Annotated in this window: 11 protein-coding genes; 3 read left to right on the forward strand and 8 right to left on the reverse strand. The window is 64.6% G+C overall.

What is annotated here, in order from left to right:
• Positions 1–2: 2 nt before the first annotated feature.
• From ACCD03_RS23485 to ACCD03_RS23505, 5 genes are all read right to left on the reverse strand, one after another.
• A complete protein-coding gene (locus tag ACCD03_RS23485; protein WP_413413069.1) occupies positions 3–1,190 on the reverse strand; it encodes a CaiB/BaiF CoA transferase family protein in 1,188 nt (395 codons plus the stop codon).
• A gap of 71 nt (positions 1,191–1,261) precedes the next feature.
• Positions 1,262–2,053 (reverse strand): IclR family transcriptional regulator, encoded by a 792-nt coding sequence (locus tag ACCD03_RS23490; RefSeq protein ID WP_413413078.1) that lies wholly within the window; start codon positions 2,051–2,053, stop codon positions 1,262–1,264.
• 20 nt (positions 2,054–2,073) lie between these two features.
• Complete coding sequence (locus ACCD03_RS23495) at positions 2,074–3,078, reverse strand: ABC transporter substrate-binding protein (RefSeq protein ID WP_413413070.1); 1,005 nt, start codon at positions 3,076–3,078, stop codon at positions 2,074–2,076.
• Positions 3,079–3,111: 33 nt separating this feature from the next.
• The gene (locus ACCD03_RS23500) at positions 3,112–3,942 is read right to left on the reverse strand and encodes an ABC transporter permease (RefSeq protein WP_413413071.1); all 831 of its coding nucleotides are present in this window, start codon (positions 3,940–3,942) and stop codon (positions 3,112–3,114) included.
• A complete protein-coding gene (locus ACCD03_RS23505) occupies positions 3,926–4,747 on the reverse strand; it encodes an ABC transporter ATP-binding protein (protein WP_413413072.1) in 822 nt (273 codons plus the stop codon). The genes ACCD03_RS23500 and ACCD03_RS23505 overlap by 17 nt, the downstream gene beginning before the upstream one ends.
• 259 nt (positions 4,748–5,006) lie before the next feature.
• On the opposite strand from ACCD03_RS23505, the gene ACCD03_RS23510 reads away from it, so the two are divergent.
• Together ACCD03_RS23510 and ACCD03_RS23515 are read left to right on the forward strand one after the other, a co-directional pair.
• The gene (locus ACCD03_RS23510) at positions 5,007–5,519 is read left to right on the forward strand and encodes a FlxA-like family protein (protein ID WP_413413073.1); all 513 of its coding nucleotides are present in this window, start codon (positions 5,007–5,009) and stop codon (positions 5,517–5,519) included.
• A 153-nt stretch (positions 5,520–5,672) separates the two neighbouring features.
• A complete protein-coding gene (locus tag ACCD03_RS23515; RefSeq protein WP_413413074.1) occupies positions 5,673–7,286 on the forward strand; it encodes a hypothetical protein in 1,614 nt (537 codons plus the stop codon).
• A 9-nt stretch (positions 7,287–7,295) separates the two neighbouring features.
• Here the strand turns inward: ACCD03_RS23515 and ACCD03_RS23520 are convergent, their stop codons facing one another.
• The gene (locus tag ACCD03_RS23520) at positions 7,296–8,003 is read right to left on the reverse strand and encodes a GNAT family N-acetyltransferase (RefSeq protein ID WP_413413075.1); all 708 of its coding nucleotides are present in this window, start codon (positions 8,001–8,003) and stop codon (positions 7,296–7,298) included.
• Positions 8,004–8,291: 288 nt separating this feature from the next.
• Here ACCD03_RS23520 and ACCD03_RS23525 point away from each other — a divergent pair, with 288 nt between their 5' ends.
• Complete coding sequence (locus ACCD03_RS23525; RefSeq protein WP_413413076.1) at positions 8,292–8,975, forward strand: hypothetical protein; 684 nt, start codon at positions 8,292–8,294, stop codon at positions 8,973–8,975.
• Positions 8,976–9,386: 411 nt separating this feature from the next.
• Here the strand turns inward: ACCD03_RS23525 and ACCD03_RS23530 are convergent, their stop codons facing one another.
• Both ACCD03_RS23530 and ACCD03_RS23535 read right to left on the reverse strand, forming a co-directional pair.
• Positions 9,387–9,941, reverse strand: a complete 555-nt coding sequence (locus tag ACCD03_RS23530; RefSeq protein ID WP_413413077.1) for an NADPH-dependent FMN reductase — start codon at positions 9,939–9,941, stop codon at positions 9,387–9,389.
• A gap of 43 nt (positions 9,942–9,984) precedes the next feature.
• Complete coding sequence (locus ACCD03_RS23535) at positions 9,985–11,202, reverse strand: cation:proton antiporter (protein WP_413413079.1); 1,218 nt, start codon at positions 11,200–11,202, stop codon at positions 9,985–9,987.
• Positions 11,203–11,248 lie beyond the last annotated feature (46 nt).

Raw genomic sequence — 11,248 nt, forward strand, 5'->3', positions numbered from 1 at the left:
GATCAGATGGCGCCTTCAGCGCGCAAGGCTTCGATTTGGTCGTGGCGGTAGCCGAGCCTGGCGAGCCAGTCGTCGGTATGGGCGGAGAGCGGCGGTGCGGGGGTCTTCGGGCACGGGTCTTCACCTGAGAGGCGAAAACCCGCGCGCGTCACGTGCTGCCCCGCTTCCGGGAACGAGGTGACGAAGCTGCGGCCTGTCACCTGCTCGTGCGCCAGCACGCCAGGCACGTCGAGCACCAGCCCAGCTGGCACGCCGGCATCGATCAGCAGCGGCTCCCATTCGGCAGCCGAGCGCGCGGCCAGCGCAGCTTCCAGTGCATCGTTGAGTTGCTGGCGGTGTTCCTTGCGTGCATGACGCTCGGCAAAGCGCGCATCGGTGGCAAGTTCCGGCTGGCCGACCACGCGACACAGCGCGGCAAACTGCTTGTCTTCGTTGGCCGCGATATTGATCAGCCCATCGCCCGTGCGGAACGTGCCCGAGGGCGCCGCTGTGAAGTTCTGGTTGCCCATCGGGTGCGGCGTCACACCAGCATTCAAATAGTTGGAGACGACCCAGCCCATGGTGGCGAGCGTCGATTCCAGCATCGACACATCCACCATGCAGCCCTGCCCCGTGCGTTGCGCGCCGAGCAGGCATGCGGTGACGGCCAGCGCCGCCGTAATGCCGCCCACCGTATCGCTGATCGGGTACCCCACGCGCAGCGGCGCGGATACGTCATCGCCCGTGACGCTCATCACCCCGGAAATGCCCTGGATGATCTGGTCGTACGCGGGTCTGCCGCTGAGCGGGCCATCTTTGCCGAAGCCGGAGATGGCGCAGTAGACGAGGCGCGGGTTGACCTCGCGCAGCACGTCGTAGCCGAGTTCGAGGCGGTCCATCACGCCGGGGCGGTAGTTTTCGATCAGGGCATCGGCCTGCGCTACCAGCTTGAGCAGGATCCCTCGCCCTTCCGGATGCTTCAGGTTGACGGTGACGGACTGCTTGCCCGCATTGACGGCGACGAACGAGGCACCCATCTTGCGGCGCGCCTGCTCCGGATCAGCGCCTAGACGGCGAGCGAGATCGCCATTGCCGGGCACCTCCACCTTGATGACTTCAGCGCCGAGCAAACCCAGCTGATAGCCGCAGAACGGCCCGGCCAGCACGTTCGACAAGTCGAGCACGCGCAAACCCGCGAGAGGCAAAGCCATGAAAACAACTCCTGCTACACAATCGGCTCCGCCCCTCGCCCCGTTCAGGAAGTTGGGCGTCTTGGCGGCGCCTAGGTTTTCTGGATGAGCTGGGCGGCGAGACGCAGCGGCGCGGGGTCGCCACCCAGCGTGGAAGTGATTTGCGCGGCGTGCTCCAGCACCGGCACGCGCCACGATTGCAGCAGCGCCCCGTCGATGCGCGAAGCCGGGCCGGCAAGGCACAGCGCCCCACGCAGCGCCTGCTGCGCGCCAAACACCGGCACCGACAGGCCAACCGTTTCCCGATCGCGTTCGCCAATCGACACGTAATAGTGATCGCGCCGGATTGCGTCGTACGTGGCACCTTGCATGCCCGAGAACGCGCACAGCACGCGACCGCCCGAACCGCGCTCCAGCGGCAGCACATCGCCCTCGCGCACGTGATCGCGGATCGAGTGGTTCGAATCAACCCGGTGCAGGCACACACGCACATCGCGCTCGCGGATGTAGAGCGACACCGCCTCGCCCGTGGCTTCAGCCAGCGCACGCATGTGCGGCAGCACCACGTCGCCCAGGCGCATGCTGCGCTGGTAAAGCGCGCCGAGCATCAACGGCGCGGCACCGATCTGGTAACGGCCGTCTTCCAGGCGAAACAGCATGCGATGCTGGATGAGCGAGCCGGCCAGCCGCAGGATCGTGCTCTTGTAGAGTCCGGTGCGGGCAGCCAGCTCGGCCAGCGTCAGCGCGTAATCGCCGGGGCGGAACGCAAACAGGATCGAGAACGCGCGGTCCAGCGCGGCCACACCCGACTGCCCCGGCGTGGCGGCATCGCCCTCATTGGCGGCGGTGGTCTCGTTCTGGGAGGTTTGGCGCTCTGCGGTCATGGCGTGTTGGGCGAGACGGTTCACTTGACCGTCTTCAATGCTTGGTCGACGAAGCGGTTAGTGTACGTTTTCGCCAGATCGATCTTGGCGTTGCGGATCTTTTCGTCGTAGCTGGAGAGCACCGTCAGGGCCACCTTGGCATCGGCGTCGGTCATCAGGCCGTCCCTGGAGAAGATCGGCTTGGAGTGGCGCAGCGCGTCGACAAATACGTCGCGCCCGCCCACCTGCTGTTCCTTGGGCATCTTGTCGGCAATGGCCTCGGGCGTGCTGGCGTCGATCCATTTGAGCGTGCGGATGAAGGCATTCACCAGGCGCTGCACCGTCTCCGGATTCTTCGTCATGAAGTCGCGCGTGACATACAGCGTGGCCGTCGGGTAGCGGCCGCCAAACACGGTGTTGGAGCCGGCATCGGTGCGCGTATCCACCAGGAACTTGGCGGCGCGGCGCTTCTCCAGCAGGCTCGCCACGGGGTCGAAATTGACGAGCGCGTCGATCTCCTTGCGATCAAGCGCCACCATGCCCGGCGCGCCCGACCCCACGGCGATGTACGACACGTCGTTGACCTGCAAACCGTTCTTGATGGCGTAGTAACGCGCAAACAGGTCGGTGGACGAACCGGGTGCGGTAATGCCAATCTTCTTGCCCTTCAGATCCTTGCCGCTCTTGATATCGAGGTCGGGCCGCACCGCCAGCACAATGCCGGGCGTGGTGTTGAGCAGCGCCACCGACACAATGTCCTTGCCCTGCGCCTGGATGTGGATGGTGTGGTCATAGAAGCCCACCACCGCATCGGTCGAGCCGGCAATCAGGGCCTGCAGCGCCTTGCTGCCACCGGCCTGGAAGTTCTCCACCTTGACGTTGAGCCCCTCCTTCTGGAAGTTGCCCAGCGACTGCGTGAGCGGCACCGGCATGTAGTTCAGGATCATCGAGCCGACCGACAGACTCACGTCCTTCTTTTCCGGCTCGGTGGCGTTGGCTGCTGTACAGACGGCCGCACACAACAGGGCCGAAATCCATCGCTTCATGGTTGTCTCCATCATTGTTATTGGTAGCGGGGATCAGGCATTGGTTTCGGGATCAACCTTCGGGCGCCACACCAGCAACTTGCCTTCGAGCGCATCGACGCTGCGGTCCAGCGCAATCACAAACGCCGACAGCACGACGATCCCCGAGAACACGCCGGTGGCATCGAACACGCCTTCGGCCTGTGCAATCAGGTGGCCCAGGCCGGCGGACGAACCGAGGTACTCGGCCACGATCGCGCCCATGACCGCCATGCCGACGGAGGCGCGCAGGCTGGAGAGAATCCAGCTCGTGGCGGACGGCACATACACGTGGCGCAGCAGGCTGATGCGGCGGGCCTTGAGCAGGCGCGCGTTGGCCAGGATGACGGGGTTAACCTCGCGCACGCCCTGGTACGTATTGAAGAAGGTGATGAACAGCACCATCGTTGCGCCCAGCGCCACCTTGGAGGTCAGCCCCAGCCCGAACCACATCACGAAGATGGGTGCGAGCAGGATGCGCGGGATCGCGTTGAAGACTTTGATGAACGGGTCGAGCACCTCCGCCGCGAGCCTGGACAAGCCAAGCCACAACCCCAGGCTGATGCCGAGCAGCGTGCCGATGCCGAACGAGAGAATCGTCTCGGCCAGCGTGATGGCCAGGTGCGTGTAGATATCGCCGCCGGTGAACCATTCCCAGATGCGCGCGACGATGGACGACGGCATCGAAAAATAGAACGGGTCCACCACGCCCGCGCGTCCGAGGCCCTCCCAAGAGCCGAACATCAACACCACCACGGCCAACTGAAACAGGCGGATCTTGGTCTTGTGCGCGAGACCGGCGCGCTGCGTGCCCACGGCAGGCATCGTATTAGTGCTGGACGGCATGGCTCTTCTCCACTTCGGTGCCGAGGATCGACCAGATCTCGCGATACAGGCGGATGAACGCGTCGGACATGTTGATTTCAGACACGTTGCGCGGACGCGGCAGCGTGATTTCCACATCGCCAACCGGGCGGCTGGCAGGCCCGGCGGACATGACGACCACGCGGTCGGCCAGGGCAATGGCTTCTTCCAGGTCGTGCGTGATGAACAGCAACGATTTGCGATCTTCCTGCCAGAGGCGCAGCAACTCGCTTTGCATGAGGTGGCGCGTGTGCACGTCCAGCGCCGAGAACGGCTCGTCCATCAGCACAATCTTGGGCGAGAGGATCAGCGTCTGCGCCATGCTGATGCGCTTCTTCTGCCCACCCGAGAGCTGATGCGGATAGCGCGCCTCGAAGCCGGCCAGCCCGACCTTCTTCATCCACGGACGGGCGCGCTCGCGGGCCTCGTCCACCGGCACGCCCTGGAACACCAGGCCCAGGGCGACGTTGTCCAGCGCCGTCTTCCAGGGCAGCAGCGAGTCCTGCTGCATCATGAAACCGGCATTGCCATTGAGCCCGGTCAGCGGCTCACCAAACACGGTGACGGTGCCGCCGGCCGGCTTGAGCAACCCGGTCACGGCATTGAGCAACGTGCTCTTGCCGCAGCCAGTCGGCCCCACCACCGCCACGAATTCGCCTTCCCCAATCGACAGGTCGACGCCTTGCACCGCCGTGAAGCTGCCGAATCGCACCGAAACCTGATTGAGCTGAACCGCCGGCAACCCGGCGTGGAGTCGGCCACTGGCGGCCGGAAGGGAAGAAAGCATCGGCGTCTCCTTGAACGCGCCTGAGTCGACGCGTTCTGTTTGATGGAATTTAGTTCTATTTTATATGGCACGTAGACCCAGGTTAACGCGCGTAAACCCGCAAACAGCAGACAATCCGACGATTTATATAAATCCTTGTGGGATACGCCCTTAAATTTGTTCTTTCTGAAGAAATTATATTCTTATAGACAGAACGCGTGGCATTGCCGATCTGCGAGAATTGTTCGCACGAACGCTAAAGTTTTCCGCCCGCCATCCGATGAAGGGCGTACTGATCAGCGAGACGGCCATGCAACTTTCTTCCCCTTCCGTATCTACCGCGACCGCCGGCGCATCGGGCAGCGGGAGCAGTTCGGCCGGCGACATTGAGCGTCTGCAGCGCCAGCTCAAGAACCTGCAGAAGTCGATGCAGGATCTGCCCGCGCAGAATCTGCCGCCGGACCAGGCCCGCGAGCAGGCACAGTTGCTCAGCCAGCAGATTCAGATCGTGCAGGCGCAGATCGCCCGCCTTCAGGCGCAGAACGGTCTGGAGCAAGCGCAAACCCGGTTGGAAAACCGGCACAACGCATCTAAAAGCGCTTCCGGCACAGGCAATACCGACGCAGCGGCCAAGGCCCGCACGACGGACAAGGTGACCGGATCGTCCACGGCGAGCGATGCCCGCCTGCACACCCGCGAAGCAACGCAGGCACAGACCGCGCAGTCAGCCCACCCCGCTAGCGCAGAGGCCATCACGCCAGCCAAGCCACCGCTGGTTTCCGTCAGGGCCTGACGGCGGCAACGCGGCGACCCGTCGTTGATGGCGCCAGTTGCCGATGCCTGACCACCTCCTTTCCCACCCCCTCCCATCGGGGGGACGCCAGCTTGCGGTGCCGACAGCGACAATCGCCGCGCCGCCATCCTGTGTGCGGCATCGAGAACACGCATGACCTCCGCCGCCAGCGACGCCCTGCCCCCGACCGCCCCCGCCGATCCGCATCCGGCGCGCACGCCCTCGCGCAATTTCTTTGCACGCCACTGGCGCGGTGATTACAGCCTCGCCCGCTCATATTGGTTGCACACCGCGCTGATGCAATTTGGCGTGGTGGCGCTCAGCGCCGGTGTCACGCATGCGCTGGCACATAACGCGCCGGCGCGCGCAGCATCAGCGGCGCTGCTCGTGATTTACGTGATGGGATTGGCCCTGTGGATCTGGGCGGTGGTGGGCACCTGGCGCTCCGCCGACCGCGAGCAAGCGCGCAATCGGCTTGCCGGCATGTCAAACCTGTGGCCGCTGATCGCCAAGGTGATGATCGTGCTGGGCGCCGTGGGCACCAGCTCGCGCCTCATCAACGATGGGCCGCGTCTGGGCGCGCATCTGCGCACCGCGCTGGGTGAGCAAGCGGCGTCGCCGTTTACGGTGATGCCGCAACGTGATGGGCGCGCCATCCTCTTCAATGGCGGTATGAACGACGGCGCCGCCGATGCACTGGAAGCCGCGCTGCGCAAGGCGCCGAACGCCGTGGCCGTCGTGCTGCGATCCGAAGGCGGCTGGCTGCGCGAAGGGGCACTGGTGGCAGACGTTATCCGCCGGCACCATCTGCGCACGTATGTTGAACGCACCTGCGCCTCGGCGTGCACGATCGCCTTCCTGGCAGGCGCTGACCGTGCCGCCGCACCGGGCGCACGCATCGGCTTCCACCGCCCGCGCGCGGTTGGCGCCGATCATGACCAGACCCCCGGCGCCACCGACAGCGAACTCTGGCGTGCATATGTAGACGCGGGCCTGCCCGATGCTTTCGTGCGCCGCGTGCAGGACACGCCGTTCGACCAGATGTGGTTTCCCACCGCGCAGGAACTGCTGACGGGCCACGTCGTTACGCGCGTCTCGCCCGGGGGCGAATACGCAACCATGGCCACGCAGTTGAATACCCGCGAAGCCCTGGCCGCAGAACTGCGCAACGCCCCGCTGTATGCAACGCTGGAGCGCAAATACCCGGCACACTTCAGCCGCCTCATCGACACGCTGTGGCCAGAACTGCGGCGCAACGTTACCGATGCGCAGGTGGTGGCACTGCTGCGCGAGCAGACGGGCAAGCTGTACCGAGCGCTGATTCCGACCGCACCCAACGCCCTGCTCTTTGCCAACGCGGAACTCACGCTTGAACAGGCCCAGGCCCTGCAACGTATGAGCCCCGAAGCCTGCGTGGCTTATCTCGAGGGCACCTCCGGGGCAAGCGCTGCTGCCGCTCGATTGCCGCGCGCTTTGGTCACCCGCGAGCAGGCCTTGTTCTCAGACCTGATGCAGGCGGCCGACCCAGACCACGCGCCGGTTGTCACACGCGCACAAACCCTGCCGGTGCTGCAACTGGCCGTGGCCGCGCTTCCGCTCAATGAACAGCGCGTGCTGACCGTGCCCGCGCTACGCCACTCCGCACCGCCAGCCGAACGCTGCCAGGCGCTGATCGGTTTTTCGCGCTCCATCCTGGCCCTGCCCGAAACCGAACGTGCGCTGGCGCTGCGCGGCATGTTTGCCGATACGTCAGCGCCCGATTCGTAGCAAGACGCTTCAGGCCGAACGCAACGCAGCCAGCGACACCCGCTGGCGCCCTTCTTGATCAAAGTTGTCGGGCGACAGCCATTGCTCGAATGCGGCCCGCACCTGCGGCCAATCCGCATCGATGATGGAGAACCACGCGGTATCGCGGCTGCGGCCCTTGTAGACCACCGCTTGGCGGAAGATGCCCTCGAACTGGAAGCCCAGCCGTTGCGCAGTCTGCCGCGATGGCGCGTTCAGGCTGTCGCACTTCCACTCGTAGCGCCGATAGCCGAGATCTTCAAAGACGTGCTTCATCAGCAGGAATTGCGCTTCGGTCGATGCCGGTGTCCGTTGCAGCAACGGCGAGAACGTCACCGCCCCAACCTCCACCACGCCGTGATCGGGCGTGATGCGCATCAACGCCAGCGTGCCGACCGGGCGATCCGTGCGCGCGTCGATCACCGCGTATTGCAGCGGATCGCGCTTCGCCGCAACGCGCTCGATATAAGCGCGGTGTGCCGCCATATCGGCAAACGGGCCTTCCACCATGTATGTCCAGACGCGGTCGTCCTGCGCCTGGCTGAACGCTTCAAACAGGGCATCGGCGTGACGGGCAGGGTCAAGCGGCTCCAGCCGGCAGTAGCGACCGGCGAGCGGCGCGTGCGGCGGCAGCGGCCGGGCCGTCCAGCCGGGCAGCGGTGCACCAATGGGTTGCTGATAAGGGTTGAGCGTGGGCATGCGTGAAACCTGAGTCGAGAACAACAAGGAACCTTCACCCTACAGAACTTCGTGGCTCCATGAAAAGAGCCATGGAAACGCACCGCGATGGAGCCACACCAACACCCCACACCCGGATTAAACCGTTCGATGCCCCGCCACACGCCGATAGCGCAGGTGCGCGCAAATCGATATGTTGGCAGCGGGGGAAGACGGCGCCACACATAGGCGCGGGCATAGCCATTGCTGTGCAGGGGTATGCACGCGCCCACGGAATCGTCCGCCATCTTTTCTGCCAGGAGCCCGCGAGTGGCGCCGTTCATTACAGAGTGGTACCGCCGCTGGAGCCGCGGCGCCCGATACGCAGGCGCGGCCGCATGGCTTGTTTTGGCCGGCATGGCACCTTGGTGCCCGGCTTTGGCGGCGCCCCGGTTTGCCTACCCAGTCACGCAACGCATTGACGCGGGCGCGAGTGTTGCCCTGCCGCGCACGTGGGGCCCATTGCGGCTGAACACAGAAACGCCCATTCCTTCCGTTGCTGTGACGATCAACTCGCCATTCGGCCCATCGCGGCTGGTGTTTGCGCAGCAGACCGTAGCGCCAGAGAGCTTCGCGCTGGTGACGGTACGTAAATCCGATTTTGACAAAGGCACGCCTGATTACCTGGAAACCCTGCGCCCGCGCGATCTGGCGATTCTGCTCAGCCACATGGAATCACGGGTGCATGGTGATCGCCCAGCCTGGGCTGCCCGCCTCTTGCGCGGCAAGGCCCCCACGCAGCAGGTGCTTGCGGGGCACCGGTTGATCTACTGGGAGGGCGAATGGAGCACCTCCACGGCGCGGACGGTTGTGGTGCGCGGGTATGCGTTCTTCGGCAACGGCGCGGTCTATTTGCTCCGCGTATTCGGCACCGCCGGGCACGACAACGCTGCCGAGTTTGCCGAAGAGGCACGTTTTGCCGATTTGGTGGCTGCGACCTTCCGCACGAAGTAGCCGTCCGACCGTCTCATTGTTGCGGCGCAACAACAAGCGTAGCCCGCGTGGTGGCCCCGGCCCTCAAGCGCTGGCCCGGCCACGCAAGCGCTGAAATCTGTTGTTACTCTTGGAACAGTCTGTTCACCCGCCGCTGTATTGTTCTTCCGCATTGCAACACCTACACTTCGTGACAGTTGTTCAGACATCGATTGCCTGAACAAGCAATGCAAGTGTTGTAAGGAGAACAATGATGAAATGGTTGGATATTGGCGCCGTCATGGCCGCCTGGATTGCGAGCTGCGTTGCAGCAGGCTGGCTCATCAGCGCCGCCGCCTTCCTGGCTTAACGCCCCAAACGCCCTAAAAGGCAAAACGGCCGAGCGGGAACCCCTTCCCCGCCCGGCCATGAATACCCCGGTTGATCGATCCGTCAGGCTGGCTTTTGGCCTGCCCACTGAACGAATCGGTCGACAAACCCCTGCAAGAACTGGCGCGTACGCGCATCCGTCACCCCGCCCTGGGCATCAAAGGGCTCCCCCGCAAAGTGGAAGAAGACCTCCGGCAAGGGTAAGGCCTTCACCCCGACCGCCGCGAGCACATTGCGCAATTGCGCCTGCGACAGCGCCGTCCCGATGGCGCCCGGCGATGCACCCGCAATGCCCGCGGGCTTTCCGCCCCAAACGCTCTGGCCGTACGGCCGCGAACCCCAGTCAATCGCGTTCTTCAGCACGCCCGGTATGCCGCGGTTGTATTCCGGCGTGACGAACAGAATGGCATCAACGCCCGCCACTGCTGCCTTGAAGCGCTGCACGGGCTCGGGCAAGTCGGCATCCAGATCCTGGTTGTAGAGCGGAAGCTCGCCAATCTCGATGAACTGCGCCGTCGCGCCAGACGGCATTAAGCCCACCAGCGCCTGCGCCAGTTGGCGATTGAACGACGCCTTGCGCAGGCTGCCGGCGATCACTCCGATAGTCAGATTGCTCATAAACGCTCCTTGCGTGCAAAACAGTTCAGAACGGCCTTGATTCTTAATCGGCAGTTGCCGGCTCTGGGGCCACCTCGCGCTTGAGGCGGTTGATGAGGGCAAACATCAGCGGGTTCAGCAGAATCGACAGAATGGCTGCCGACAACAGCAGCCCACGCGCGCGGTCAGGCAGGATTTCCAGGCTGATCCCCAACCCGATCAGAATGAACGAAAACTCGCCGATCTGTGCGAGGCTGGCAGAAATCGTGAGCGCCGTGCGGTTGCCGTGACCAAACGCGCGCACCACCGCAAACGCTGCCAACGACTTGCCCACCACCACGATCAGCACCGTGCCGAGCACCGCCCAGGGGTCTTCAATCAGCACCCTCGGGTCGAACAACATGCCCACCGACACGAAGAACAGCACCGCAAATGCATCGCGCAGCGGCAGCGATTCTTCCGCCGCACGCTGGCTGAATTCGGACTCGGCCAGCACCATGCCCGCAAAGAACGCGCCGAGCGCGAACGACACGCCAAACAGCACCGTCGCGCCATAAGCGACGCCCAGCGCCGTCGCCAGCACACCTAGGCGGAACAGCTCGCGGCTGCCCGTCATGACAATGCGTTCCAGCATCCACGGGATCACGCGGCGGCCCACCACCAGCATCAGCGCGGCAAACGCCACCACCTTCGAGAGCGTGACGGCCAGCACCTTGACGATGTCCCACGTACTGACCGCCGTGCTGCCGGCGCCGCCCAGCGCTCCGGCCAAGGCCGGCAGCAGCACGAGCGTCACCACCATCACGAGGTCTTCCACGATCAGCCAGCCGACGGCGATATGGCCTTCGTGCGAGTTGTCGATGCCGCGATCTTCCAGCGCCTTGAGCAGCACCACCGTGCTCGCCACCGACAGCGCCAGCCCGAACACCAGCCCGGGGCCCCAATCCCACCCGAGCAGCCAGGCCAAGCCCATGCCCATCAGCGTGGCCAGCGCAATCTGCCCGATGGCACCCGGAATGGCGATGGCCTTGACCGCCAACAACTCCTTCATCGAGAAGTGCAGCCCCACGCCAAACATCAGGAGGATCACGCCCAGCTCGGCCAGTTGCGGTGCGAGGCTTTGATCCGCCACGAAACCGGGCGTAAACGGCCCGGCCACCACGCCCGCCACCAGATAGCCGACCAGCGGCGGCAGCCGCAGGCGCTGCGCGATGGTGCCGAAGATGAAGGCCAGCACGATGCCGCCGATGATGGTGGAGATGAGCGGGGTGTCTACGTGCATGCGGTCCTGGAAGTGGAATGGGGCGGGTTCAAAGACGGGAGGGGCG

The sequence above is a fragment of the Ralstonia sp. Ralssp135 genome (assembly GCF_047304345.1).
In the GTDB taxonomy this organism is placed as follows: Bacteria; Pseudomonadota; Gammaproteobacteria; order Burkholderiales; family Burkholderiaceae; genus Ralstonia; species Ralstonia chuxiongensis.

Coding starts and splice junctions, on each gene's coding strand:
- ACCD03_RS23500 (WP_413413071.1), bottom strand. CDS start 3,942: ATGCCGTCCAGCACTAATACGATGCCTGCCGTGGGCACGCAGCGCGCC.
- ACCD03_RS23530 (WP_413413077.1), bottom strand. CDS start 9,941: ATGAGCAATCTGACTATCGGAGTGATCGCCGGCAGCCTGCGCAAGGCG.
- ACCD03_RS23510 (WP_413413073.1), top strand. CDS start 5,007: ATGAAGGGCGTACTGATCAGCGAGACGGCCATGCAACTTTCTTCCCCT.
- ACCD03_RS23490 (WP_413413078.1), bottom strand. CDS start 2,053: ATGACCGCAGAGCGCCAAACCTCCCAGAACGAGACCACCGCCGCCAAT.
- ACCD03_RS23495 (WP_413413070.1), bottom strand. CDS start 3,078: ATGAAGCGATGGATTTCGGCCCTGTTGTGTGCGGCCGTCTGTACAGCA.
- ACCD03_RS23520 (WP_413413075.1), bottom strand. CDS start 8,003: ATGCCCACGCTCAACCCTTATCAGCAACCCATTGGTGCACCGCTGCCC.
- ACCD03_RS23535 (WP_413413079.1), bottom strand. CDS start 11,202: ATGCACGTAGACACCCCGCTCATCTCCACCATCATCGGCGGCATCGTG.
- ACCD03_RS23505 (WP_413413072.1), bottom strand. CDS start 4,747: ATGCTTTCTTCCCTTCCGGCCGCCAGTGGCCGACTCCACGCCGGGTTG.
- ACCD03_RS23515 (WP_413413074.1), top strand. CDS start 5,673: ATGACCTCCGCCGCCAGCGACGCCCTGCCCCCGACCGCCCCCGCCGAT.
- ACCD03_RS23485 (WP_413413069.1), bottom strand. CDS start 1,190: ATGGCTTTGCCTCTCGCGGGTTTGCGCGTGCTCGACTTGTCGAACGTG.